The 25,165-nt window shown below is 70.0% G+C and carries 25 protein-coding genes; 11 read left to right on the top strand and 14 right to left on the bottom strand.

Annotation, left to right across the window (positions count from 1 at the left end):
* Positions 1–13: 13 nt before the first annotated feature.
* The 3 genes from Hbl1158_RS01470 to Hbl1158_RS01480 form a co-directional block, all read right to left on the bottom strand.
* A complete protein-coding gene (locus Hbl1158_RS01470; RefSeq protein WP_234298312.1) occupies positions 14–646 on the bottom strand; it encodes a YigZ family protein in 633 nt (210 codons plus the stop codon).
* A gap of 35 nt (positions 647–681) precedes the next feature.
* A complete protein-coding gene (locus Hbl1158_RS01475; protein ID WP_234298313.1) occupies positions 682–1,203 on the bottom strand; it encodes a hypothetical protein in 522 nt (173 codons plus the stop codon).
* A 66-nt stretch (positions 1,204–1,269) separates the two neighbouring features.
* On the bottom strand, positions 1,270–1,770 hold the full coding sequence (locus tag Hbl1158_RS01480; RefSeq protein ID WP_234298314.1) for an amino acid-binding protein: 501 nt from the start codon (positions 1,768–1,770) through the stop codon (positions 1,270–1,272).
* A gap of 446 nt (positions 1,771–2,216) precedes the next feature.
* Here Hbl1158_RS01480 and Hbl1158_RS01485 point away from each other — a divergent pair, with 446 nt between their 5' ends.
* Positions 2,217–2,897: a hypothetical protein gene (locus tag Hbl1158_RS01485; protein WP_234298315.1), complete on the top strand. Its 681-nt coding sequence runs from the start codon at positions 2,217–2,219 to the stop codon at positions 2,895–2,897.
* A gap of 12 nt (positions 2,898–2,909) precedes the next feature.
* Here the strand turns inward: Hbl1158_RS01485 and hisB are convergent, their stop codons facing one another.
* Both hisB and hisA read right to left on the bottom strand, forming a co-directional pair.
* A complete protein-coding gene (gene hisB / locus Hbl1158_RS01490; protein WP_234298316.1) occupies positions 2,910–3,500 on the bottom strand; it encodes an imidazoleglycerol-phosphate dehydratase HisB in 591 nt (196 codons plus the stop codon).
* Between the two features lie 104 nt (positions 3,501–3,604).
* On the bottom strand, positions 3,605–4,327 hold the full coding sequence (gene hisA / locus Hbl1158_RS01495; RefSeq protein ID WP_234298317.1) for a 1-(5-phosphoribosyl)-5-[(5-phosphoribosylamino)methylideneamino]imidazole-4-carboxamide isomerase: 723 nt from the start codon (positions 4,325–4,327) through the stop codon (positions 3,605–3,607).
* Positions 4,328–4,481: 154 nt separating this feature from the next.
* Here hisA and Hbl1158_RS01500 point away from each other — a divergent pair, with 154 nt between their 5' ends.
* The 3 genes from Hbl1158_RS01500 to Hbl1158_RS01510 all read left to right on the top strand — a co-directional run bounded on the left by Hbl1158_RS01500 (position 4,482) and on the right by Hbl1158_RS01510 (position 7,166).
* Positions 4,482–5,030, top strand: a complete 549-nt coding sequence (locus tag Hbl1158_RS01500) for a TrkA C-terminal domain-containing protein (protein ID WP_234298318.1) — start codon at positions 4,482–4,484, stop codon at positions 5,028–5,030.
* The gene (locus tag Hbl1158_RS01505; RefSeq protein ID WP_234298319.1) at positions 5,030–6,229 is read left to right on the top strand and encodes a cation:proton antiporter; all 1,200 of its coding nucleotides are present in this window, start codon (positions 5,030–5,032) and stop codon (positions 6,227–6,229) included. Before Hbl1158_RS01500 ends, Hbl1158_RS01505 begins: the two co-directional genes overlap by 1 nt.
* Before the next feature lie 70 nt (positions 6,230–6,299).
* Positions 6,300–7,166 carry a CheF family chemotaxis protein gene (locus Hbl1158_RS01510; protein WP_234298320.1) on the top strand — a complete coding sequence of 289 codons (867 nt, stop codon included), beginning with the start codon at positions 6,300–6,302 and terminating at the stop codon, positions 7,164–7,166.
* Positions 7,167–7,260: 94 nt separating this feature from the next.
* Here Hbl1158_RS01510 and Hbl1158_RS01515 read toward each other — a convergent pair whose 3' ends face one another.
* From Hbl1158_RS01515 to cheB, 5 genes are read right to left on the bottom strand one after another with little or no spacing between them, the layout of a single operon-like run.
* The gene (locus Hbl1158_RS01515; RefSeq protein WP_234298321.1) at positions 7,261–8,175 is read right to left on the bottom strand and encodes a CheF family chemotaxis protein; all 915 of its coding nucleotides are present in this window, start codon (positions 8,173–8,175) and stop codon (positions 7,261–7,263) included.
* Entirely contained in the window at positions 8,172–9,398 is a 1,227-nt protein-coding gene (locus Hbl1158_RS01520; RefSeq protein WP_234298322.1) for a HEAT repeat domain-containing protein, read from the bottom strand. Before Hbl1158_RS01520 ends, Hbl1158_RS01515 begins: the two co-directional genes overlap by 4 nt.
* On the bottom strand, positions 9,398–10,231 hold the full coding sequence (locus tag Hbl1158_RS01525; RefSeq protein ID WP_234298323.1) for a protein-glutamate O-methyltransferase CheR: 834 nt from the start codon (positions 10,229–10,231) through the stop codon (positions 9,398–9,400). The genes Hbl1158_RS01520 and Hbl1158_RS01525 overlap by 1 nt, the downstream gene beginning before the upstream one ends.
* On the bottom strand, positions 10,228–12,624 hold the full coding sequence (locus tag Hbl1158_RS01530; protein WP_234298324.1) for a chemotaxis protein CheA: 2,397 nt from the start codon (positions 12,622–12,624) through the stop codon (positions 10,228–10,230). The genes Hbl1158_RS01525 and Hbl1158_RS01530 overlap by 4 nt, the downstream gene beginning before the upstream one ends.
* A 49-nt stretch (positions 12,625–12,673) precedes the next feature.
* Positions 12,674–13,759, bottom strand: coding sequence for a chemotaxis-specific protein-glutamate methyltransferase CheB (gene cheB / locus Hbl1158_RS01535; protein ID WP_303647429.1), 1,086 nt, complete (start codon positions 13,757–13,759; stop codon positions 12,674–12,676).
* Positions 13,760–13,899: 140 nt separating this feature from the next.
* Between cheB and Hbl1158_RS01540 the strand changes: the two genes are divergently transcribed.
* The 7 genes from Hbl1158_RS01540 to Hbl1158_RS01570 all read left to right on the top strand — a co-directional run bounded on the left by Hbl1158_RS01540 (position 13,900) and on the right by Hbl1158_RS01570 (position 19,307).
* A complete protein-coding gene (locus tag Hbl1158_RS01540; RefSeq protein WP_234298325.1) occupies positions 13,900–14,349 on the top strand; it encodes a chemotaxis protein CheW in 450 nt (149 codons plus the stop codon).
* Between the two features lie 151 nt (positions 14,350–14,500).
* On the top strand, positions 14,501–15,196 hold the full coding sequence (locus tag Hbl1158_RS01545) for an ATPase domain-containing protein (RefSeq protein ID WP_234298326.1): 696 nt from the start codon (positions 14,501–14,503) through the stop codon (positions 15,194–15,196).
* The gene (locus Hbl1158_RS01550; RefSeq protein WP_234298327.1) at positions 15,196–15,654 is read left to right on the top strand and encodes a hypothetical protein; all 459 of its coding nucleotides are present in this window, start codon (positions 15,196–15,198) and stop codon (positions 15,652–15,654) included. Before Hbl1158_RS01545 ends, Hbl1158_RS01550 begins: the two co-directional genes overlap by 1 nt.
* A gap of 74 nt (positions 15,655–15,728) precedes the next feature.
* Positions 15,729–16,355: a hypothetical protein gene (locus Hbl1158_RS01555; RefSeq protein WP_234298328.1), complete on the top strand. Its 627-nt coding sequence runs from the start codon at positions 15,729–15,731 to the stop codon at positions 16,353–16,355.
* A 303-nt stretch (positions 16,356–16,658) separates the two neighbouring features.
* Complete coding sequence (locus Hbl1158_RS01560) at positions 16,659–16,994, top strand: DUF5783 family protein (protein ID WP_234298329.1); 336 nt, start codon at positions 16,659–16,661, stop codon at positions 16,992–16,994.
* Positions 16,995–17,064: 70 nt separating this feature from the next.
* A complete protein-coding gene (locus Hbl1158_RS01565) occupies positions 17,065–17,454 on the top strand; it encodes a NifU family protein (RefSeq protein ID WP_234298330.1) in 390 nt (129 codons plus the stop codon).
* A 263-nt stretch (positions 17,455–17,717) separates the two neighbouring features.
* Positions 17,718–19,307, top strand: a complete 1,590-nt coding sequence (locus tag Hbl1158_RS01570; RefSeq protein ID WP_234298331.1) for a sulfatase — start codon at positions 17,718–17,720, stop codon at positions 19,305–19,307.
* A 138-nt stretch (positions 19,308–19,445) separates the two neighbouring features.
* Here Hbl1158_RS01570 and Hbl1158_RS01575 read toward each other — a convergent pair whose 3' ends face one another.
* From Hbl1158_RS01575 to Hbl1158_RS01590, 4 genes are all read right to left on the bottom strand, one after another.
* On the bottom strand, positions 19,446–20,372 hold the full coding sequence (locus Hbl1158_RS01575) for a 2-dehydropantoate 2-reductase (RefSeq protein WP_234298332.1): 927 nt from the start codon (positions 20,370–20,372) through the stop codon (positions 19,446–19,448).
* Positions 20,373–20,528: 156 nt separating this feature from the next.
* Complete coding sequence (locus tag Hbl1158_RS01580) at positions 20,529–20,837, bottom strand: hypothetical protein (protein ID WP_234298333.1); 309 nt, start codon at positions 20,835–20,837, stop codon at positions 20,529–20,531.
* 160 nt (positions 20,838–20,997) lie between these two features.
* Entirely contained in the window at positions 20,998–24,549 is a 3,552-nt protein-coding gene (locus tag Hbl1158_RS01585) for a DNA polymerase II large subunit (RefSeq protein WP_234298334.1), read from the bottom strand.
* Positions 24,550–24,722: 173 nt separating this feature from the next.
* Positions 24,723–25,142 carry a PPC domain-containing DNA-binding protein gene (locus Hbl1158_RS01590; RefSeq protein WP_234298335.1) on the bottom strand — a complete coding sequence of 140 codons (420 nt, stop codon included), beginning with the start codon at positions 25,140–25,142 and terminating at the stop codon, positions 24,723–24,725.
* Between the last annotated feature and the right edge of the window lie 23 nt (positions 25,143–25,165).

A 25,165-nucleotide genomic window follows, 5' to 3' on the forward strand; every position in this document is an offset into this window, starting at 1 on the left:
ACCTGCGGCGCGGTCACCCGATGTCGACCCGTCCGCTCGTCGCCGAGCGCAGGCGATCGCGTAGCTCCGGCGCATCGGCGACGGGAACGCGCGCTTCGAACGTCACCTCGGCGTCGTAGTCGGCGTCGAACTCGACGTCGGTCGACTCGAGGACGCTCCTGACGGTACCGGAGTCGTCGTACGCGACCGTGAGCGAGACGTGCTCGTGTGGCCTCTCCTCGACGACCCCTGCGGCGTCGACCCCGTCCTTCACCCCGCGGGAGTAGGCCCGTGCGAGCCCGCCGACGCCGAGGTTCGTCCCGCCGTAGTAGCGCGTGACGACGGCGACGACGTTCCGGATCTCCTGCTGTTGGAGGACGTTCAGGGCGGGCTTGCCCGCTGAGCCGGTCGGCTCGCCGTCGTCGCTGGCGTACTCTCTGAGCATGACCTCCCCGGTCGACCGCGACGCGCCGTCGTCGGCGGGGACGCGGTACGCGGGGACGTTGTGCGTCGCGTCGTCGTACCCCGTCTCGACCTCGTCGACGAACGCCTCCGCCTCGGCGACGCCGTCGGCCGGTGCGACGTGACCGATGAACCGCGATCCCCGGATCGCGAACTCGGCGGACGCGCGTTCGGCGACGGTTCGGTACGGCTCAGGCGACGCCATGGAGTGTCGGTGTGTTCGCGGCCGCGGTGAAAGGATTACTCGTCGGTGTCGCCGCGATCGGTGTCTCTCGTCGCGGTCGCGGTGTCGCTCGTCGCGGTCGCGGTGTCGTCGGCGGACGCGGATAGCGCCGGATCCCCGACGAACAGCGCGAGGAACGCGGCCGCACCGACCACCTGCGCGACGTACGCGACCAGCGCGAGCGGGTCGGTCACGAGGTGTTCGAGCACCTGCGCCACCGGGTTCGTGACCTCGTGGCTGGGGACGAGACCGCCGTGGTCGGTGAGGTGCCACCACGCGTAGCCGGCGGTGTACGCCAGCAGAACGCCGGCGCTCAGCGAGTACAGGCGGCGGTGGCGCGCCCCGCGGACGATCACCGTCGCGAGCGCGACGAGCAGCAGCGCGGAGGGGACGAACAGGTACGGACGCGGGTCCCGAACCGACAGCAGCGGGAGGTACACGAACAGGTCCGGAAGCCCTTCGATCAGGTGGATCGCCGCCGAGACGAGCGCCCCCTGCACGCCGACGACGCGCAGCACGCTCGCGGTTCGGTCGTCCATTATCGGCCGAAGATCGGTGGCACGCGGTGAAAGCGGCGTCGGTTTCGCGGCCCCGAGGCCGCCGCCTCAGAACTCGACGCTGCGCACGTACCCGAGCTCCCGGATCGCGACGAGCAGGTCGCCCGGGAGTTCCTCGTCGGTGATGAGGTACAGCTTCGGTTCGTCCGCGAACTCCGGGTCGTCCGAGAGCACCTGCCGTAGCGAGATATCCGCGTCGGCGAGCATCCCCGTGATCTCGGCGACGATGCCGGAGGCGTCGGGGTCGCCCACCTCCACGGTGAGCACGGTCAGGTCCAGCACCGGCGCGAGGTCCATCAGGCTCGCGACGGCTGTGATGTTGGCGAAGATCCGGCGGAGCTGCTCGTCCGCCCGGATCGCCGTCGTCGTCGTGTCGACGACGCGGCGGTCGACGCCCGCCTCGCGGGCGATGCCCGTGTCCGGGATCTCGATCCCGCCGGAGACGACGCGGCCCTCCTCGTTCACGGAGAAGCCGCGCTCGAGCAACAGCCGTACGACCGCCTGCTGCCCGGGAGAGCCCTCGAACTTCTCCATGATCTCGTCGAACATCCGTGTCCGTCGTCGGCCACCTGCGGGCATAACTGTTCGGAGTCGATCGCTGATCGCGGGGTGCTCGCTTCGCTCGGTGACCGCCCGCTCACGGGTCGTTCCACTCCCCGTTCGCGTCCCGAGGTGCTCGCTTCGCCCGGTGACAGCCTGCTCACGGCTCCCTTCGGTCGCCGTTCGCGTCTCGAGGTGCTCGCTTCGCCCGGTGACAGCCTGCTCACGGCTCCCTTCGGTCGCCGTTCGCGTCTCGAGGTGCTCGCTTCGCCCGGTGACAGCCTGCTCACGGCTCCCTTCGGTCGCCGTTCGCGTCTCGAGGTGCTCGCTTCGCCCGGTGACAGCCTGCTCACGGCTCCCTTCGGTCGCCGTTCGCGTCTCGAGGTGCTCGCTTCGCTCGCACCTCGCACACCTCACCCACAACGCCCTTGTCGTCCCCCACCGACCACCCGCCAATGCGTGAACTCGACTGCGACTTCTGCGGCGCGACCGCCGCCGGCGCGTACGAGGTCGTCCCCGCGGACCTCGACCCCGCCCCCGACGAACAGGTTCGCGTCGTGCTGTGTCCCGCCTGTCGCGACACCCTCGACGACGTGCTCGCGCCCCTGCTGGACCGCCTCGACGCCGACGCGCCGACGCCCGAGTCGTCCGAGCCGCCGGCGATCGACGACGACGCGGCCGGACACGCCAGCCCCAACGCGTCGCCGCCGGCGGACGACGGCGTCGACCACGACCCGGTCGACTCGGCGACCGACGCCGCCGGCCGCTCGCTCGCGGCGGCCGATCCCGACCCTGATCCCGACCCCAACCCCGACGCCGATCCCGACCTCAACGGCGATCCCGAACCCGACGGCGACGACGAGAACGACGCCGACCCGGACGACCCCGCGGGTGCCGACGTATCGGCCGTCGCCGCCAGCGGGTCGGATGTCGCCGGCGGCGACGCGGAGCCGCCGGCGTTCCGGAAGGTGATGCGCCTGCTCAACAACCGCGAGTTCCCCGTCGAGCGCGCGGCCGTGACGGAGTTGGCCGCCGGTGCATACGACCTCGACGACCGCGAGGTCGACGAGATACTCGAGCACGCGATCGACCGCGGGATCCTCGCCGAGGACGGCAACCGACTTCGGAAGGCCTGACGCCTCCGTTTCTCACAGCTCGCCTTTCGTGCTCGGCGTGTCGCTGCGGCGTTCGTCGAGCCGCGTCGCGTCGTCCATCGCCCGCGCTAGCGCCTTGAACAGCGCCTCGACCTCGTGGTGGGCGTTGACGCCGCGCTCGACCTCCGCGTGCAGCGTCAGACCGGCGTTCATCGCCAGCGAGTACGCGAAGTGCCGGGCCATGTCGCTGGTCATGTCGCCGACCTCGTCCTGGGAGAACTCGCCGGCGAACTCGAAGTACGGCCGGCCGCTCACGTCGACGACGACGCCCGCGACCGCCTCGTCCAGCGGCACCCTTCGGTCCGCGTACCGACGGATGCCGCGCTTGTCGCCCAGGGCCTCCGTGAACGCCTCGCCCAGCGCGATCCCCACGTCCTCGACGGTGTGGTGGTCGTCGACGTGCGTGTCGCCGTCGCACCGGACCGTCAGGTCGAACAGGCCGTGTTTGGCGAACGACGCGAGCATGTGATCGAGGAAGCCGACGCCGGTGTCGACCTCGCTGTCGCCGTCGCCGTCGATCGCGAGGGTGAGGTCGACGTCGGTCTCGGCCGTCTCGCGCGCGACGGCCGCCGTTCGGTCGCTCATGTGGGCCGCGTCGCGGCCGGCGGGCAAGACGGTTCCGGCTCTCCGCGCGCACCGGTCTCACGTCCCCGCGGCGACGCGTCGACGCGCTGACCCGCGCTCGCGACTCACGCCGACTGCGCTTCCTCGAGCGTGAACCGACCCTCGTACAGCGCGGTGCCGACGACGACCGCGGCCGCGCCGGCGTCGCGCAGTTCCTCGACGTCGGACAGCGTGGCGACGCCGCCGGAGGCGACGACCGGAACCTCGACGGCGTCGACGACGCGCTCGACGATCGCCCGATTGACGCCCTCCAGTTGGCCCTCCACGTCGACGTCGGTGAACAGGATCGCGCCCGCGCCCAGTTCCTCGTAGCGTTCGGCGGCCTCGGCGGGGTCGAGCCCGGTCCCCTCCGTCCACCCGGAGACGACGACCTCGCCCGCTTTCGCGTCGAGGCTGACCATCACGCTTCCGGGATGTTCGGCGGAGATGTCGGCAACGATATCGGGGTTTTCGACGGCGGCGGTGCCGAGGATGACGCGGTCGACGCCCCGATCCAGGAGATCGATCGCGTCCGCCGCGGTGCGGATCCCCCCGCCGAGCTGGACCGGCACGTCGACCGCGTCGAGGACGGCGTCGACGGCGGCGGCGTTGGCGCGCTCGCCCTCGAAGGCACCGTCGAGGTCGACGAGGTGGAGCGTCTCGGCCCCCTCGTCGACCCACCGGCGGGCCGCCTCGACCGGATCGCCGTAGCGCGTCGCCGTGCCGCGCTCGCCCTGCACGAGCTGGACGACCTCGCCGTCCTGCATGTCGACCGCGGGGATCACCTCGAACTCCGGGAAATGGCTCATGTGAGTCGGTGGGACGGGCCGGCGGGTAAGTGGTCGGTTCCCGTCACTCTCTCGCCGACACTCGTCGACGTTCACCGACGCTCGCCGACGCCGGCAGCCGTCAGGCGCTCGTCGTCGTGTTTAAGCCGCGACCGACCGCACCGCTTGTCAACGTATGACCGTCTACGAGTCCGACCTGCCCGGGGTGGGCAAGAAACACGAGATCGAACTCGACGGCGACGAGCGCCTCGTCATCGTCACGCACAACACCGGCAAGCGGGAGGTGTTCCGACGGGCTGACGCCGACAGCGACGCCGAGCGGCTGCTCGAGCTGTCGGACGGCCTCGCGCGCACCGTCGGCACGATCCTCGAGGGGGCGTACTTCCAGCCGGTCGCCACGGAGAACATCGACACCGTCCTCGGCGGCGACGCGCTCATCGAGTGGTACGACGTGCCCGAGGGCTCCGAACTGGCCGGCGGGACGATCGAGGCGGCCGACGTGCGCCAGCGCACCGGCGCGTCGATCATCGCCGTCGAACACGGCGACGAGGTGACGCCCAACCCCGACCCCGGGGCCGGCGTCCGCGCCGGCGACACCGTCGTCGTCATCGGCTCGCGCGCCGAGGTCGACGACTTCCACGCGACCTTCATCGACACCGACGCCGACGCCGGGACGACCACGGGAGCTGACGACACCGACGCCGACGCCGACGGCGGCGACTGATGGCGGCCGGATCGGCCGCGGGCGGTGACCTCCACGGCCTCCTCGCGCTCGGGGTCGTGCTGGCCGTCGCGGCTGCCGTCGCGGCGGCGGGCCGGCGCGTCGGGATTCCCTCGGTGCCGCTGTACGTGCTCGGGGGCGTCCTCGTCGGCCCGCACGTCGCCGGCGCGGTCGGGCTCCCGTCGATCGCGCCGGCCGAAGTGGCGACGCTCGCCGAGGTCGGCGTCGTCCTCCTGCTGTTCTTCCTCGGACTGGAGTTCAGCATCGACCGGCTGATCGCCGCCCGCAAACGGCTCTCGCTGGCCGCCGCCGTCGACCTGTTCGTGAACTTCCCCGTCGGCGTCGTCGTCGGGTTCGCGTTCGGCCTCGGCCCGATCGGGGCGTTTCTCCTCGGCGGCATCGTCTACATCTCCTCGTCGGCGGTGATCACCAAGTCGCTGGTCGACCTCGGCTGGATCGCCGACCCCGAGGCCGAACCGGTGCTGGGGACGCTCGTCGCCGAGGACCTCGTCATCGCCGTTTACCTCGCGCTGGCGGTCGCGCTCGTCGCCGGCGGTTCGCCCGTCGACGCGCTCCCCCGGATCGGGATCGCGCTGGGGTTCCTGTTCGCGGTCGCGGCGGCCGCACAGCTACTCGCGCCGCGACTCGCGCCGTATCTCGGCACCACCGACGAGGACCTCGTCGTCCGGACGCTGGCGGTCGCGCTCGTCGTCTCGGGGCTGGCGCTGGCGGTCGGCGCGAGCGAGGCGGTGGCGGGCTTCTTCGTCGGCGTGGGTATCGGCGCGACCCCGCTGCACGACCGCGTCGCCGACCGGATCGCCCCGCTTCGAGACGCGTTCGCGGTCGTGTTCTTCGCGTGGATCGGGCTCAACACCGACCCCGTGGCCGTCGCGGGCGTCGCCGTCCCGGTCGCCGTGGCGGCGGTGCTGTCGGGGCCGGCGAAGGTGATCAGCGGGGGGATTAGCGGCCGGATCTACGGACTCTCGCCGCGCCGGTCGCTGCGAACGGGGCTCGCGCTCGTCCCCCGCGGGGAGTTCTCGCTCATCATCGCCGCCCTGGCGGCGTCCTCGCCGGACCCGACGATCGCCCGCGTGATCCCGGCGTTCGCCGTCGGCTACGTGCTCGTGATGTCGCTCGCCGGCACGCTCGCGATGAGCGAGTCGGCCCGGATCGAACGCCTCGTGGGGATCGCGGACGGCTGATCGCCCCCAGTTTTCAGCGTTGAATGCGGGTGCGAAACGGTCAAGTCGACCGCCTCTCTGTCGACTGGTAATGAGCGAGACGGTCGTCGCCGACTTCATCGGCCGCTTCTTCGCCCCCGGAATCGCCGGGGAGCCCCCGACCGGCCGCGTCCTCCTGAGCCGGCGACGCCTCGTGCTGGCGGGCGACGACTACAAGGAGACGATCCCGCTGTCGGCGGTGTTCGACGTGAAGGTCGGACAGGTCCCCCCGGAGATGGAGGGATACTTCAACGACACCGTCACCGTCGCCTACCGCCGCGACGACGGTCGCGCCGTCGCCGCCATCGAAGGGAAGGACACGAACATCGACCGCTTCGCGACGGTGCTGTTCAAGGTGTTGCTCAACGGCACGAAGGCGCTCACGCGCCACCCCGCGAAGGTCGGTGGGCGCGTCGTCGACAGCGAGACGCACACGGCTCGCCTGGACGTGACACGGGGGTCGCTCGCGTTCGACGACCGCCCCGATCCGTTCTCGGTCGAGTTGACGAGGGTCGTCTCCGTCGAGCGCGCCGACCGCGACCTGGGCAACGGCAGCCACCCCGTCATCTCGTTTCGACACGTCGAGGACGGCACCGCCGTCACGACCCAGGTCGGGATGACCTCGAATCGGCTGACGAACATCCTCGGCCGGTACGTCCGCCTGCGGTACGCCGACGTGCGCGAGGAACTGGAGGACGTCGACCTCGGCGAGGAGGAGACGGAGGTGCTCGTGGCGGCTTACTCGGCGGGACCGGGGGTCTCGCTGGCGAAGGTGGTCGACATCGACCCCCAGCGGCTCACGATGCTGCTCAACGGCCTCATCGACGAGGGCCTGCTCGTCGACACCGACGAGGGGACGCAACTCACGGCCAAGGGCCGCGTGATCGTCGACCAGCGGATCGAGTCGGTCAACACCTGACCCCGACGAGGTCCCGCACCTCGGAGCGTTCGGTTCTGTCGCTCGCGGCGTTCGGGTCCGCCGCTCGCGACGCACGGGTCCGTCGACCGCGACGTTACTGCTCGTTCATCGCCTCGCTGGCGATGTTGCGGCCGCGGGGCTCCAGCGCGACCTCCCGACGGGTGCGCACCTCCTCCAGCACCTCCGCCTCGATGAGGTGGTCGAAGATCTCCTCGACGCGGTCGACGTCCATCCCGAGGAAGTTCGGCACCTCGAACGACGAGACGCCCGAGTACAGCGCCATCAGCACCTCTCGCTCGGACTCGGAGAGCTCGACCGCGCCGCGGTTCCGGTCGCGCCCCTGCCCGAGGTACGACTTGATCACCGCGACCGTCCACGGCTCGCCCGAGAGGTACGTCTGGACGCTCGTCCCCTCGTCGTCGGTGTGTTCCGCCTCGATGACCGCCGCCTTCTCGTCCATCACGGTCCGTTCGGTCTCCTCGAGGGTGCCGATGTCGTCGAGTTCGAGCCGGACGAACGCGCCGCTTTGCTGGGCGACGGAGATCCCGTCCGCCTCGACCTTCAGGCGCGCCTGCTCCCACTCGGTGTCCTGGACGACGCCGCCTTTGATCGCGGGGTGGCGCGCCTTGATCACCGTGCGGTCGAGGAACGCACGGTACAGGTCCGTCCGGAACTCCTCGTGTTCCTCGGCGGCGATGAGGAACACGTCCTCGTCGATCCGGAGGCTGACGTAGTTGGAGACGCGCTGAATCTCCTGGTTCGCGTCGTAGCGCCCGCCGATGCCGTCGACCGAGGACAACGCGATCGTGCGCTTTCCGCCGTTGCCGACGAGGACGACCCGCTTGTTCGAGAGGACGATCCGGCCGTTCGTCCACCCGACGTCGTTGAGCTTGCGCCCGGCCTTCATCGCCTGCGCGAACTTGCCGCGCGTGTCGGCGACCTTGTACTCCTCCTCGCCGTCTCCTCGCCCTCCGGCGGGGGCTTCGTTCCGCTGTGATCCGTTGCTCATTGTCTAACACCTCCGAGCTTCGACAGCGACGCGAACGCGCGCTTGCGGATCTGCTTGTCCACGTCGCCGTCGGTGATCGCGTCCAACACCTCCCGCGCGCGGTCGCCGCCGACGTCGCCGAGGGCGTAGGCGGCCTTCGCCCGCGCGTCGACCGTCGCGTCGTCGTCTTTCACCACCTCGATGAGCGTCGACTCCACGCGGTGGCCCTCCAGGTTGGTGATGCTCGTCGCCGCGAACTGGGCGGTCATCTTGTCGTCGTCGTCGAGCGCGCCCACGAGCGCGTCGAGCACGTGATCGGGCGGCTCCGAACTCGTCACCCGACCGAGGAACCACACGGCGTTGCGGCGCTGGCGCGCCTGCGTCGCCTCGTCGAGGATCTCGACCAGTGGGCCGAGCACCGTTTCGTCGTCGGCGTCTTTGAGCTCCGAGACGACGGCGTCGCGGACGGCGTGGCTCTGTTTCGTCGGCGCGTTCGACAGCAGTTCGATGATCGAGAACACCGCCGAGCGCCGGACGGTGTCGTGCTCGTCGCCCAGCGCCGCCGCCAGCTTCGGCACCGGTTGGGCGGAACTGGCGTTGCCCAGCGCCGACGCCGCCAGCCGCCGGAGGCTGGCGTTGTCGTCCTCCAGCAGGTCGACCAGCGCCGACAGCGCCTCGCCGGAGGCGATGGTGCCGAGCGCGTCGGCGGCGGCCGCCTTCACCGCCGGGTGGTCGTCGTCGAGCTTCCGCCGCAGACGCCCGACCGGTCGGTCGTCGCCGATCCGGCCCAGGGCGAGACAGGCGCGCTCGCGGACCCGCGGGTCGGGGTCGTCGAGCCGCTTGGCGAGCGGCCCGACGGCGTCCTCGTCGCCCATCCGACCGAGCGCGTTCGCGGCGGCCATGCGGTACTCCGGGATGCTCGCGCCACCGAGGACCTTCGCGAACGCCCGGACGGCCGCCCAGTCGGCCGCGTTCGGATCGACGCCCGTCTCCTTGGCGATGAGCCGTTCGAGCCCCCCGCCGCCGAGCTCGTCGAGGCCGTCGACCGCGGCCGCGCGCACCCCGTCGTCGTCGTCCTCGCGCGCGAGGTGGATGAGCACGTCGACGGTCCGGTCGTCCTCGGGGTCGCCCACGTCGCCGAGCATCTCCGCCGCCCGCCGGCGCACGGCCGCGCTGTCGCTGTTCTTGGCGGTGTCGGTGAGCTGTTCCATGTCCCCGTCGCGGGCGAGCGTGTACAGCGACATTATCCCGTGTACCGGTAGATCCGACTTCGTTTCGCAACCGGCTCGAACGACTCGCGAACGTCCGGGGGAACCGTCTCGGTCTTCCCGAGCACGAGGTAGCCGCCGTCCCGGAGCGACTCGCTGAGCGTCTCGAACAGCTGACCCTTGAACGCCGAGTCGATGTAGATCAGGAGGTTGCGACAGAACACGAGGTCCTTGCCCGGGGCCGGCCCGTCGCGGATGAGATCGTACGGCTCGAACGTCACCCGGGACTTCACCGACTCCCGAACCCGAAACACGTCGTCCTCGCGCTCGACGTACGCGCCCGGGTCCGACAGCGGGGCCAACTCCTCGCCGATGTCGGTCGTTCGCGTCGTCTCGTACACGCCGGCGCGGGCGGCCGCGAGCGCCTCCTCGCTGATGTCGACGGCGGTGATCCGGACCCGGCGTTCGTCGACCTCGTCGTCGTCGGCCGCCAGCATCGACAGCGAGTACGGCTCGCGGCCGTCGGCACAGGGGGCGCTCCACACGTCGACGCCGGCGCGCCCGTTCTCCGCCGAGAGGTCCCGCAACACCGGCCGGAGGTCCGCCCACATGTCGGGGTCGCGGAAGAACCCCGTCACGTTGATCGTCAGGGCGTCCAGCAGCGCCTCGCGCTCCTCGTCGTCGTCCTCCAGGATGGCGCGGTACTCGGCGTGGTCGTCGGCGCTCCGGCGCTGCATCCGCGCGGCGATCCGCCGACCGAGGTACGCCTCGTTGTAGTACCCCGGCTCGAACGGGACGGAGTCCTCCACGAAGTCGATGACCCCCTGGAGGTCGTCCCCGTCGCCGTCGTCGCCCCGAGCGCGGCTCATCTGCGCCCCCCGAGCGTCTCCACGTCGAGGATGCTCACCACGTCGCCGTCGCCGAGAACCGCCGTTCCCGAGAGGCCGGGAATCCCCGAGAGGATGCCCTCCAGCGGTTTCACGACGACCTCCTCCTGGTGGAGCACGTCGTCGCAGTGGAGCGCGATCGGGCGCTTCTCCTCGCGGATCCGCAGGAGCATGCCGTCGCCCGCGTCGTCGGGGGCGTCGTCGCCGAGCGCGTCGACGCCGTCACGGTCGGCGCGTCCGGCGTCCCCGCCCGCCTCGTCCTCGCGTCCCCCGTCCGCGAGCGCGCCGCCCGACCCGCCGGCAGCGCCCGCCGCGCCGGCGGTGCCGAGCACCTCGCTCAGCCTGAGGACCGGGTAGATGTCGCCGTCGTGGCGAACTACCTCCTCGCCGTTGGCCACGTCGACGCCGGACGCGCGGCTCACCTCCGCGATGTTCTTGATCGGGACGCCGTACTCGACGCCGTCGACCTCGACGAACATCACGCGGACGATGGCGACCGTGACGGGCAGCTTGATCTCGAAGCGCGTCCCCTCGCCGGGCGTCGAGTCGAGCGTGACGCTCCCGTCGAGGTCCTTCACGGTCGTCCGAACCACGTCCATCCCGACGCCGCGGCCGGACACGTCCGTCACCTCCTCGTTCGTGGAGAAGCCGGGGTGGAACACGAGCTCCCGGGCCTCCGCGTCGGACATCGCCTCGACCTCGGCCTCGGTCTTGACGCCCTCCTCGACGGCCTTCTCGCGCAGCGCGTCCGCCTCGATGCCGCCGCCGTCGTCCTCGACGACGATGGTGACGTGGTCGCGCTCGCGACTCGCCGTCAGTTCGATCGTGCCCGTCGGGTCCTTGCCCGCGGCCTCGCGCTCCTCCGGGGGTTCGATGCCGTGGTCGACGGCGTTGCGGAGGATGTGGACCAGCGGGTCGCGGATCTCGGTGAGGATAGTGCGGTCCAACTCGATGTCGCGACCGTCGATCTCGAAGTCGACCTCCTTCGACTGGTCGCGAGCCAGGTCGCGAACGAGCCGCGGGAACGTGTCGACGACCGCGGACAGCGGGATGAGCCGCATGTCCATCACCGTGTCCTGGAGGCTCGAGGAGATCTTGTCCAGTTCGTCGAGGTTGTCGGAGTCGATCCCCGACTCCTCCATCTCCCGCCGGAGCTTGATCCGGCTGGTCACCAGTTGCTCGACCAGGCCGTACAGGTCGTCCAACTGCTCCACGTCGACCCGGACCGACGAGATGCTGTCGGAGGTCGACGACGACCCCGTCGAGTCGCCGCCCGTACCGCCGCCCTCGCTGTCGCCGTCGGCGTCGCCGGCGGAGCCGTCGTCGTTTCCGTCGCCGTCCTCGTCGTTCACGCCGGCGTCGCCGGCGACCCCGATCGCGTCGTCGGCAGCTCCGGTCGCGTCGCCGGCTCCCGAGGCGTCGCCGGAGTCCTCGCCGTCCGCGGCCCCGCCATCGTCGCCGGCGGCGTCCGCCTCGCCCGCGGCCCCCTCGTCACCGGGGGCGGGCTCGACGGCGTCGACTGCGACGGCGTCGACCTGGCTCACGGCGTCGACGCCGGCCTCGACGGTCGCCGCCGCCGCCGCGGACACGTACAGGTCGAACGTCCCCTCGAACTCGCCCTCCTCGATCGACTCGCGGTCGGGGTCGCACGACAGGCCGCCGAAGCCGTCCTCGGCGGCCTCCAGCACGAACATCGCGTCGATGCCGGGCATGTCGGCGTCGCCGAGGTCCACCGTCGCGCGGTAGACGCCCTCGTCGTCGGCCGGGTCGAGCCCGTGGTCGAAGTCCGGGTCGATCGGGTCGGAGTCGGCGGCTTCCCCGTCCCCGTCGGTGCCGCCGCCCGCACCGTCCGCGGCGTCGGGACCGTGCTCGCCGTCGTCGTCGGTGGCGTCGTCGCCGGCGGCGTCCGCGCTCGCGTCGCCGTCGAGCGCGTCCGCCCCGTCCTCACGGGCCGCTTCGCTCCCCGTTCGACCCGAGGACTCGCTCAGCCCGTCCACCCCTTCCTCGGCCATCGTCCGGAGGTCGTCCTCGACGCCGGTCGGATCGATGTCGGTCCCGCCCGTCTCGTCGATCTCGCCGAGCATCGCGTCGAGCAGGTCGACCGCCTCGAACAGCCGGTCCATCAGGTCGCCCGACACCGTCATGTCGCCGCCGCGGACCTCGTCGAGCAGGTCCTCCATCGCGTGCGCGAGCCCGGAGAAGTCGCCGAAGCCCATCGCCGCGGCGTTCCCCTTCAGCGTGTGGGCGGTCCGGAAGATGGCGTCCATCGCCTCCGGGTCGTCCGGGTCCGACTCCAGCGCGAGCAGCGAGTTGTTCAGCTCCGTGATCCCCTCCTCGGACTCGCGGACGAACGCGCGGATGTGGGCGTCGCTCACGCGGACCACCTCCGGCGGAACGCGGTCGCCCGACGCGACTCGCCGCGGATCACGCGTGCTCACCCGTGATTCCCGCGGCGATGTCCTCGAGCGGCGCGACGGTGTCGACGCAGCCGGTCTCGGCGGCCCGCTTGGGCATCCCGTACACGACGCAGGAGTCCTCGTCCTGTGCGAGCACGCGAGCGCCGGCACGCGAGAGCGCCCGCACCCCGTCGGTGCCGTCCGACCCCATGCCGGTGAGGACGACGCCGACGACCGGGTCGTCGACCACCTCGGCGACGGACTCCATCGTCACGTTCGCCGAGGGGCGCACGCCCTGTCCGCGGTCCTCGTCGATCACGCTCAGGCGCAGACGACCGTCGCGTGCGTTCGCTACCTCCAGGTGGTGCCCGCCGCGGGCGACCGCGAGTTCGCCGCGCCCGATGCGCATGCCGTCCTCTGCCTCTCGGACCGACAGCTCGCAGGCGGCGTCGAGTCGGTCGGCGAACCGACCGGTGAACGCCTCCGGCATGTGTTGGACGACGATCCCGCGCAGGTCCGCGCCGCCCGGCAGCGCCGAGAGAACGCGCTCGACGGCGTCGGGACCGCCGGTCGACGAGCCGATGACCAGCGTCGTGTTGGGTTCGATCGCCGTCGCCGTCGGCTCGCTCTCGGTCGCTTCGGCCGCTCCGGCGCTGCCGGCGGCGGCGGTCGCTCGCGCCTCGCGGCGTTCCGAGCCCGCCGTCGAGAGGTCCGCCTTCGCGACCGAGCGAACCGTCTCGACGAGCTGTTCCTCCATCCGGGAGACGCCCATCGACACCTCGCCGCCGGGCTTGGCGAAGAAGTCGACCGCGCCGGCGTCCAGCGCCTCGAACGTCTCCTCGGCCCCCTCGGCGGTGTACGCCGACAGCATCAGCGTCGGCGTCGGTGTGTCCGCCATCAGCCGCTCGACGGCTTCGATGCCGTCCATCCCGGGCATCTCCACGTCCATCGTGACCACGTCCGGGTCGCGGTCGGCGACGACCGACAGCGCCTCCCGCCCGTCGCTCGCCTGGCCGACGACCTCCACTCCCCCGGACTCCAGGATGTCCGTGATGAGCCCCCGCATGAACCGCGAGTCGTCCACCACGACCGTCCGCGGCGCGCGAGCGCTCACGGCGCACCCCCAGCCGTCCGGTCGGCGTCTCGAGTCATGTTCCGGCGTACCGATACGCGGTTATTGAAGGCTCCGTCCCGAATTTCAGGCGTGATACCTCGTGCGCTACCGTTAAGCGGAGCCCTCGAGGGAGTGGTGATATGGCAAGCAGCCAGCGCGCGACCGACGCCGACGCCGGCGGCGACGAGCCGACGCAGGTGCTCGAGTTCGGACTGGGCGAGGAGACGTACTGCCTCGACATCGCGTACATCGACGAGATCGTCGACGCGGGCGATCTCACGGCGATCCCCAACTCCCCGCGCCACGTCGAGGGCGTGATGGACCTGCGCGGGAAGACGACGACGATCATCGACCCCAAGACGCTGCTGGGCGTCGCCGACACCGGCGCACGCGAACGGATCATCGTGTTCGACCCCGAGGAGACCGACGACGGCGGCACGGTCGGCTGGGTCGTCGACGAGGTGTTCCAGGTGCGCGACGTCTCCCCCGACCAGGTGGACGAGACGACGACCGCCGGCGACGACGACGTGCGCGGGATCGTCAAGGGCGACGACCGGTTCGTCGTCTGGGTCGAACCCCGCACGGAGTAGACCGAACCGGACACGGAGTCGATCGGAATTCGAACGGAGCGGGTCACCGCTGTCCTTCCGGGTCAGCGCAGTCCCGCGGTATCGCCGGGTCGCTATCACGCGTGAGTCTCGGGAGCCAACCCTTATGCGACACCTCGGGCGTTCCCCGAGTATGCGCGTTTCGACCGGAGTGACGGGATTCGACGACGTCGTCGGCGGGGGGATCCCGGCCGAACGGCTGTACGTCGTCTGTGGGCCGCCCGGAAGCGGCAAGACCACGTTCTCGGCGCAGTTCGTCGCCGAGGGCGCGGCCACGGGCGATCGGTGTCTGTTCATCAGCATGCACGAGAGCCGCGACGACCTCCGAGCCGACATGGACTCCTACGAGTTCGGGTTCGGCGAGGCGCTCGACTCCGGTTCGGTGACGTTCCTGGACGCATTCTCCTCGGAGGGCAAGCGCTTCTTCGGCATGCCCGGGGACCGCCGGGACGTGAACAGCGTCACCAACCGGATCAGTTCGTTCATCGAGTCGCGCGACATCGACCGCGTCGTCATCGACTCGACGATGCTGATGCGGTATCTCCTCGACGACTCGGACGCGACGATCATGCGGTTCCTCTCGGCGCTCAAGCGAACCAGCGCGACGACGTTCCTCATCTCCGAGATGACCGACCCCTCGGCGTACGCCGACGAGCACTTCCTCGCACACGGGGTCGTGTTCTTCCACAACTACATGGAAGACGACGGGATGCGCCGCGGGGTTCAGGTCGTGAAGATGCGCGGCGTCGACGCCGACACGGACATCCAGGACGTCGAGTTCACCGACGCCGGACTCGTCGTCGGCGACGGCAAGCCGGTCACCCAGTGATGTACGAGGACACGCTGGGGACCGACTGGGACGACATCTCCGAGGAGGAGGCGATCCGGCGGGCGTACGCCCTCGGGGTCGCGGCGACGTTCGGCGAAGGGGACTCCGAGGAGATCGACAGGCTTCGGGACGCGCTCGACACCTCCTACGACCGCAGCATCATCGATCTCGCCTATCAAGAGGGGAAACAGGAGGCCGGAGTCGTCCGCGCGGACAGCGAGGCCGACTCCGCGGAGGCGGTGTGGGAACAGCTCGTCGAGGGCGTCCCCGGTCCGGCCGACCGCCGCGAGCTCGAGGAGGACGCGAACTCCCCGGTCGACCGACCGATCGGCGCTACGGCGTTCCCGACGGCGCTCGAACGAGCCGGCCTGCTCGACGGGGGCGAGAACCTGGACGCGCTCGGGTTCCCCGACCTGCTCGGCACGCGACCGGGTCGCGACGACGACGCGGGGGCGTGACCGTGTCCCCGTTGGGTCGGCCCCTCCCGTCGGTTTGGACAAAGGTTTTAGCAGTCCGTCGCATCCTGACTGGTATGCTGGAGGACGCCCCGCTGTCCCTCGATGACGGCGGAGGAGGCAAGAGCCTCCTCATCGCCGGTCCCCCGATGACCGGCAAGTACGATCTCATGCTCCGCCTGCTGGCGGACGCCGGAGAGCGTGGCGTCCTCATCACCACCGGCGATCCCGCAGAGCGGGTCCGCAGCGACTACGCCGACGTGGCGGGCGTCGACCCCGAGTCTGTCGGCATCGTTGACTGCGTCTCGAAACAGCGCGGCGGCGACCTCCTCGAGGACGACCTCGTTAGGTACGCCTCCTCGCCGAAGAACGTCACCGACATCGGCATGAAGTTCACCGACCTCTATGAGGTGTTCCGCGACTTCGACGTGCCGGTCGGCGTCGGGATCCACTCGCTGTCGGAACTGCTGATGTACCTCGACCCGCAGGACGTCTACCAGTTCGTCCGGGTGCTCACGCGACAGGTCCAAAGCGAGGGGTGGACCACCGTCGCAGTCATCGGTTCGACGATGCACGACGAGCAGACGCTCCACACGATGTACGAGCCGTTCGACACTGTGATCAACACCCGCGAGCAGGACGGCGCACGCGAGCTTCGCGTCCGCGAGCGCCAGCAGGCGAGCACCGCCTGGACGACGTTCTGAGTCCCGGCCGGCACGCGTTCTCACTCATTCCGGCACCGATCGACGGCCGTGCCCTCGGACGCGGCACACTCGCGACCCCCGGAGCGTCGCGGACGTCGTCGCCGTCGTCACCGCCGCCATCGTCACCGTCGCCGTCGCCGTCGTCACTGTCGCCGCGCCGGCTACGGATCGCTTCCATCGTCGGCGTCCGACCGATGAGTCGTCTCTCGCGGCATCGCCGTCGCGACCGCCATTCGATATCGCGGCATTCGATTTACGAAGTCGACCGTCGCGTTTTACCCTCCGGCCGCGGATCCCTCCACAATGGCCGAGTTCGACGCCGAGCGCTTCGAGGACAAGTACGCGAACTACTTCACGGAGCTCCAGCGCGCGTACAAGAACGCCTTCGAGACCATGAACGAGCGGTACGACTCCGAGCTGATCCACGCGATCGACCAGCAGATCCTCAACGAGTCGGAGCCGTTCTACGACGAGGAGACGGGGGCGTTCAGCGTCGAGCTTCCGCCCAACCCCACCGAACGCCTGACGGCCATCGTGGTCGACGACGAGAAGCTGACCGAGACGCTCGAGCGCTACGTCGCGGAGATCGAATCACAGCTGTATCGCGTGTTCGACCTCGAGCCGCCGGGCGAGGAGTGAGTTCCCGAACGCGTTCGGGCGATTCCCCCGAGCACAAGCTTGAAACCCTCGTGCCGCCAAGCGTACGCTAATGAGCGCAGACTCAGCCGACGACGGCGGCGAGGACGAGCTTCGCGACCGCGTCACGAACTTCCTTCGGCGCAACTTCCCGCAGATCCAGATGCACGGCGGCAGCGCGGCGATCCAGCACCTCGACCGCGAGACGGGCGAGGTGCACATCTCGCTGGGCGGTGCCTGCTCCGGCTGTGGCATCTCCCCGATGACGATCCAGGCGATCAAGTCGCGGATGACCAAGGAGATCGCCGAGATCAACGAGGTCGTCGCCGACACCGGTATGGATGCGGGCGCGGACGGCGACCTCGGCGGCATGGGGCACTCCGACGGCGGCATGTCCCCCTCGTTCCCCGGCGACTCCTCCGACGACGCGGAGGACGACGAGGGGCCGCAGGCCCCGTTCTGACGCGTCGACGGTCTCGTTCTCGTCTCTCGCTTTTCGCATCACCTGCCGAGCGGTCGCGCACGCGGTCCCGCGGTCCGTAACCGACTGAATGCCCGTATATTAGCCGAACAAGCGTTCTCGACGGGAAATCCGGACTCGTTGCGATCCCCGGCGACCGACTCGATAAACTACTGAACGCGATATCGAATCTGTGATCCGTTCCTGGACTCGGCTCGCTCGGAGAGACCAGAAGAGGGATTACCGGCGAGCGGGACTCGGGAGATATGAGCGACGACACGCCCGAGAACGTGCTGTTCGTCGTGCTCGACACGGTCCGAAAAGACCGCCTCGGGCCGTACGGCTACGACGGGGGGACGACGCCTGGGCTGGACGCGTTCTCCGAGGAGGCGACGGTGTTCGAGAACGCGGTCGCCCCCGCCCCGTGGACGCTTCCGGTCCACGCGTCGCTGTTCACCGGCATGTACCCCCATCGCCACGGGGCCGACCAGGAGAACCCCTACCTCGAAGGGGCGACGACGCTGGCGGAGACGCTCTCGGCGGCCGGCTATCGGACGGCCTGCTACTCCTCGAACGCGTGGATCACGCCGTACACCCACCTCACCGACGGGTTCGACGACCAGGACAACTTCTTCGAGGTGATGCCGGGCGACCTGCTTTCGGGGCCGCTCGCGAGGGCCTGGAAGGCGATGAACGACAACGACGCCCTCCGGGCGGTCGCGGACAAGCTCGTCTCGCTGGGCAACGTCGCCCACGAGTACCTCGCCGGCGGCGAGGGGGCCGACTCGAAGACGCCGGCGGTGATCGACCGCACGAAGTCGTTCATCGACGACAGCGAGGCCGACGGCGACGACTGGTTCGCGTTCATCAACCTCATGGACGCGCACCTACCGTACCACCCGCCGGAGGAGTACGTCGACGAGTTCGCTCCCGGCGTCGATTCGACGGCGGTGTGCCAGAACTCCAAGGAATACAACTCCGGCGCGCGCGACATCGGGGACGAGGAGTGGGAGGCGATCCGGGGACTGTACGACGCCGAGATCGCACACATCGACGACCAGCTCGCCCGGCTGTTCGACTGGCTGAAGGAGACGGGTCGGTGGGACGACACCGCGGTCGTCGTCTGTGCCGACCACGGTGAGCTCCACGGCGAGCACGACCTCTACGGCCACGAGTTCTGCCTGTACGACCAGCTGGTCAACGTTCCGCTGCTGGTCAAGCACTCCGACCTCGAGGCCGACCGCCGCGACGACACGGTCGAACTGCTCGACGGCTACCACACGGTGCTCGACGCGCTCGGCGTCGAGGGCGGCGACCCGGCCGCCGACGGCGAGGAGGCCGTCGCGCTCGACCGCACGCGCTCGCTGCTGTCGGAGGAGTACCGCGAGTTCGGCGGCGTCGGCGACGCCGACCGCGACCCGGGCCAGCGCGCGTCGCCCGACGGCGAGTTCGGCTTCGTCGAGTACTCCCGCCCCGTGGTCGAACTGAAACAACTGGAGGAGAAGGCCTCGAGCGCGGGCATCGACCTGCCCGAGGACTCCCGGTTCTACTCCCGGATGCGCGCGGCCCGTAGCACGGACGCCAAGTACGTCCGGATCGACCGGGTCCCCGACGAGGCGTTCCGGCTCGACGAGGACCCCGCGGAGGAGCACGACGTCGCCGACGCGGTCGGTGCCCCCGGGGACGCCGACCGCGACGACCGGATCGCCGAGGCCGAGTCGCGCCTCGCCGACTTCGAGGCGGCCGCCGGCGGGGCCTGGACGGACGCCGACGACGCCGAGGTGACCGACGACTCGCTCGAGGAGATGGACGAAGAGGCGACCGAACGACTGCGCGATCTGGGATACGTCGAATAACCTCCGATTCCCGACGGAGTACTTCGATCTCTGTTTCGGTTCCGTTTGGACTCGATCCGCACTACGTGATCCGACTGCGGACCGATCACCTCACGATCGGATCCTCGGAGTCACGTCGTCGGGTTCACGTCATCGGATTCACACCTCGATCCGGTCGCGCTCCCACGCCCGGAGCAGTCCGGTCAGCGTTCGGTTCGTCGGCGCGTCGATCCCGTGACCCTCGGCGCGCTCGACGACCGCGCCGTTGATACAGTCGACCTCGGTGCGCTCGCCGTCGGCGACGTCTTGGAGCATCGACGAGCGGTTCGCCGCCGTCTCCGAGACGACCGTTTCGACCGCCCCGACGGCGTCGCCGTCGGACAGGCCGATCCCCTCCGCGCGGGCGACGCGGGCGGTCTCTCGTGCGGCGCGCTCGGCGACGCCGCGGGCGGGACCGGTCGCCAGCGCGCCGTTTCGAACCCGCGCGAGCGCGGTCACGGCGTTAACGCCGGCGTTGACCGCGAGTTTCTCCCAGCGTCGCCGCGGCATGGCGGGATCGGCCTCGCAGTTCAGCCCCCCCTCGCGGAATGCGCTGGCGACGCGCTCGGCGCGGTCGCTCGCGGCACCCGCCTCGCCGCCGACGCGGTCGCCGGCGAACTCGCCCACGTGAACCCGGCCGATCCCGGTACAGCGGACCGCTCCGGGGCCGACTAGTTCCGCGCCGTAGGTGGCCGATCCGGCGAGCACGCGGTCGCCGAGTTCCGCCGCCAGCGCCTCCTCTGTCAGCCCGTTCGACAGCGAGCAGACCACCTCGGGGTCACCGGCGGTGAGGGCTTCGGCCGTCTCGGCCGCGTCGTACGCCTTCACGGTCACGAGCACGAGGTCCGCCGAGAGGTCCGCCGGCGTCGGGTCGGTCGTCGCGCGCGGTCGCACGCGGGCGTCGAGTTCGCCGACGATCCGGAGTCCCTCCCCGGCGACGTGGCGCGCGTGCGGGTCGCGGCCGACGAGCGTGACGTGGTGCTCGCGGGCGAGCAGTCCGCCCACGAGACTGCCGAGCGCGCCCGCGCCGAACACGACGATCTCCATGCCCGAGCGTCCGGCGCGCCCGCAGAAAGCGCTACCGCTGGACACCGAGGTGATTCCACCGACCAGGAGTCGGCTATCGCGGAGGAACAGACTGCAGACCGCGGATCGCGGACCGCGACCCACGGGAGGCCTCGAAACGTCGCGCCGCGGCCGCCGTCAGTCCTCTGCCCAGTAGTAGAGGTCCTCGCGGGGCGCGCCGCAGTCGGGGCACTCCTCCGGGAGGTCGTCGTCTATCTGTCCCATCTCGCCGCACTCCCAGCACCGCCACATCACGTACGCTTTCCCGAAGACGTCGCGCGCCTCGTCGAGCGATACCGCTCCGGTCTCGTCGCTCGCCAGCACGTAGAAGCCGGCGTCGTCGACGCCCCGAACCGTCCCCAGTTCGTTGCCGTCGGCGTCGTACACCGGCTGGCCGGCCGAGATGTCCGCCAGCCGTACACCCTCCCCGCTCTGTTCTGCTGGCATACGCGTAAATACGCGTCCGACCGTGTTAAACTATACCACGAATCTGAATGCCCGCGAATCTCGGACGAAAACGACGGGCAGTCATGCGGTTCGTGGAGGCTGGCGTGAATTCGTAAGAATCGCCGTACTCGACGAGGAATCGGAAGACGAATCGACTAGGTCACATGAAGTCCGCGATGCTTCCTTGTTTGTTCTTGTCATTTTCGAACACCGACTCCAGCGACCGGTCGAGGATCTCGAGTCGCTGGATCGTGTACTCGCGACAGCCGAACTCCTCGGCCACCCGCAGCGCGACCTCCATGTACTTGTTCACGGAGCCGCGGTGGACGGTGAGCGTCATGTCGCCGCCGCACTCGCGACAGTCGCCGGTGAGCGGCATCCGGCGGTACTTCTCCCCGCAGTCGAGGCATCTGGTCTCCTGTCTGGAGAACGCCCGCAGGTTCCCGATCAGGTCGGGGAGGAAGTGGTACTCGATGACGCGCTCTGCCACGTCGGTCTCGTCGACGGCGCGCAGCTTTCGCGCGAGTTCGAGCTGGGCGTCCATCTTGTCCATCATCGACCCGAGCGTCTTGTACGCCGACAGATCCGGCCCGAGCGCGATGTCGGTCGTGTCGTGGGTGTGGTCGAAGCCGCGGTACTCGTCGTCGGTGCCGAGGGTGTCCTCGCCCAGCTGAATGAGGTCCTCCACGTCGTCCGGGTCGGCCATCTCCAGGGTCGCCTCGTAGAACTCTCGGGGGTACTGCCGGACGATGTCCATGTTGTGCGCCTCGTCGTCGATCTCCGAGGGGTCGATCCGCGAGGACATCACGAGGGGCGCGTCCATCTGGCCGCCGCGCTGGTCCGGGAGGAACGCCTTGCTGAAGTTGAGCAGGCCGTCCATGAGGAGCATGACGCAGTCCTCGTCGCCGTCGCAGTTCCGGCGCTTGGCCGCGTGGAAGTACGGATGCGCGTACCCCACGGCCGCGCTCGTGAACCCCACGACCCGGCCGACCACCGCGGCGCTCGTGTGTGGGGCCATCCCGAACACGAGTTCGCCCACGAGGTCGTCGCGCTCGTTCACCTCGTAGAACGGCTCCAGCCCGTAGAAGTCCTCCAGGAGTTCGTCGACGAAGTCGGCCGTCTTCATCATGTGCTCGGCCGCGCCGTCCGAGAGGACGATGTCCTGCACCTTCAGCTCGACCAGCTGGTCGTCGTGGACGAGCGGGTCGCCGTCGATGTCGGTCTCGTAGCCCAGCTCCCGGAAGTGGTCGACGCTCACGTCCAACTCCTCGGGCCGAACCGACGTGACCGGGAGGTCGGTCATGTCGTAACGGACGGTGCCGTCCTTGAACGTGGAGACGCCGTGTTTCGCGCGGAAGATCCCCTTCTCGATGGGCTCGGGCGTCTTGTCCGAGGAGGACAGCCCCTGGACGCCCTTCAGGATCTCGAAGCTGGCCTCGCGCTCGTCGGTCGCCGAAAGCGCCGACCGGTACTCGTCGTTGAGGTCGATCGTGTGCCAGTCGGGGCTCTCGACCTCGCGCTCGCAGCGCGGACACTCCACGCGCCCGGACTCGTCGGGTTCGCAGACCGTGCCGCACTCGTCGCACTCGTAGTACGGTTCGGTGTGTGCGCCGCAGTCCGGACAGCGCGGCTTGAACGTGTGCTCGCCGCAGTCGGGACACTCGCGGTCGCCGACGAGCGCGTCGTACACGCCCTTCCCCTGATCGGTGCGGTCGCTGGCGGCCTCCCCGATCGAGCGCTGGCTCCCGCCGTGCTCTTTGATCGGGAAGAGGGTGTGGACCGCCGGCGAGAGCTCGCGGCTCTCGGACTTCTCCGGGCGACCCATTCGGTTCCCGATCCGGGTGGGGGCGCGCTCGCGAACCTCGAAATCGGTCACCTCGTTGACCGCGCGGACCGCGTTCTCACCGTCGTCCCACGCTTCGGCTTCCGCCGACAGGTCCGCACGATCCCACTCCCGGCGGAGACCGTCGGTGACGCCCACCTGCCTGAGCAGGGGCCGGAAGTCGGGGATCCGGAGCGCGTCGGCGGTCTGGGTGTGCTCGACGAGCAGTTTCTCCAGCGCGCGTCGAACCGTGTCGGTGTTCTCGACGACGAGCAGGTCGCCCGTCACCTCGCCCGCGGCGGCGGCGTCCGCGAGGGCGTCGTACTCGTCGACCGAGATATCGTGCCAGCAGTAAGTGTACGCGGGGTGCAGGGGGGCGTCGTACTCCGCGACCCACGCAAGCGCCTGATCGGCGTCGGGGTCGTCCAGGTCCGTCGTGAGGTCGTCCTCCAGCGCTTGGAGGTCTGCCCCCGCCTCGGCGAGATCCTGTTCCCACCACTCGCGGACGTAGGATGCGGGCACGAGCGGGTGGTTGTTCTCGACGAACTCGCCGAAGTTGACGAGGTACTCACCCAGATCGAGCACCTCCTCGACGCCGTTGGCGACCTCCTCGGCCTCCGCGGGGTCGTCGATGCGGCGCACGTCGCCGTTCGCCAGCCTGACGGTCGGCCCCTCGATGGAGTCGACGGGAATGACCCCGCCGGCCTTCCCGGGACGCTCGGTCTTGATCTGGGTTCCGGCCGCGAGGAAGTCGTCGACGATGTGCATCGTCGCCGGATGGACGCCGGCGGTCGCGAAGCCGTGGTTGCGCGCGCGGCCGTACCGCAGACGGAAGCCGCCCGCCTCCGAAGGGTGGCCGAACACCGGCCGGCCGGCGATGAGGTCACGGAGGAACTTCTGTGAGGGCTCGGGACGAACGGGTCCGTCGGGCACCTGGGAATCCGACTCGACCTCCCGACTCCCGTCGGTCCCGCCGCCTTCCGTCTCGTCGTCCCCGTCGTCGGCTCCCGGGTCCTCGGCGTCGGCCTCCCCGTCGCCGTCGTCGGTCTCGCCGTAGGTCCCGTCGATGAGATCCTGCAGCCACGGCCAGTCGACCTCCTCGAGTTGGCGGGTGTATCGCTGGATCTTGGGTGCCTTGAGTGCGATTCCCTCCGCGAGCACGAGGCACATACCGCCGCGGGCGTTGTTGGTGTCGACGCGCTCCAGGTCGCGAAAGCCGGAGACCTCCTCGTCGCCGGTGGCCTCCCCGTCGAGCATGATCGGCATGTGCTCGGCGATGAACTTCGCCTCCGTGTCCTTCGGCGTGTACTGGAGGCCGGTCTCCTTGTCGTAGAGGCCGACCTCCTCGGCGTACCGTTCGATCTCGTCGTCGCGGGCGCGGTACTCTTCGATCCCGAGCAGCGCGCGGGCGTAGTCGCCCACCAGCACCGAGAGGGCCTGTGCGGTCCCGCCCGCCGAGCGGATCGGGCCGGCGTAGTAGACGTTGATGAACTCCGTGCCGTCGTCGTTCTCCAGGATCTCGACGCGGTCGATCCCTTCGATGGGCGCGGCGACGACGCCCTCGGTCAACAGCGCGACCGCAGTCCGCACCGCCCCCTCGATCTTGCCCGCCCGACTGTCGAAGTCGCCGACGTTCCCCTCGACGAAGTCGGTAACCAGCTCCAGGGCCGCCTCCTCGCGGGACATCTCCCCCTCCAGTTCGCGGACGCGCTCGGCGACGCCGGGGATGCCGAGGATGTTCTCGACGCGGTCGGCCATGTCGCGGGCGACGGGGATCTCGATCTCCGTTTCGGGGTCCTTCCCCTGCGCCTTCGCCGCTTCCGCGCGCTCGAACGCCTCGTCTAGCCTGTCCTCGATCCGTGTGAAGTAGCGCTCGTCGTCGGGTCTCATCGCGTCGCCTCCGTCGGCGTCGACCTCGGTACCGACCCCGGAGCCGCGTTCACGACGGCGACGAACGCGCCGCCTCGGCTCCCGTGTCGGGGTCGTCGGTGCACGTCACCTTCCTGGGCGGGGGAGGGTCATAAGCGATTCGCGTCCCCCGCGACCGCGTCGATCGAACCCCCCTACAGCCAGAGATCGAGGTCGGTGACCTCGTCGTGTTCGCGCTCCAGCGGCTCCTCGAACGCACGCAGGTACACCTCCCCCGCGAACACGGTACCGCCGTCGAGGTGACCCGCCAGCGCCTGCCCGCTGCGGCGCGAGAGCACGGCGTGGGTGTGGGCGAAGCGCTCGCCCTCCAGCAGCGCGACGTTGCCGACGCAGGCGGCGACCTCCAGCGGCTCGTCGAACGTCACCGACCGGTACTCCTGGTCGTCCTGATCGTAGAACCACACCTCGGCGTCCTGTACGGCACCCATCGCGTTGAACCACGCCGCGTCCGCCCCGACCTCGTCTGCGAGCGCCTCGATCTCCTCGCGCCAGTCCGCGCCGTTGTCCAGGCTCGCCACGTACTCGCCGGTGACCTCGACTTCCCGGTAGTTCATACTCCACGCGTCGGCCGACCGGG

The sequence above is a fragment of the Halobaculum sp. CBA1158 genome, assembly GCF_021431925.1.
GTDB lineage: Archaea > Halobacteriota > Halobacteria > Halobacteriales > Haloferacaceae > Halobaculum.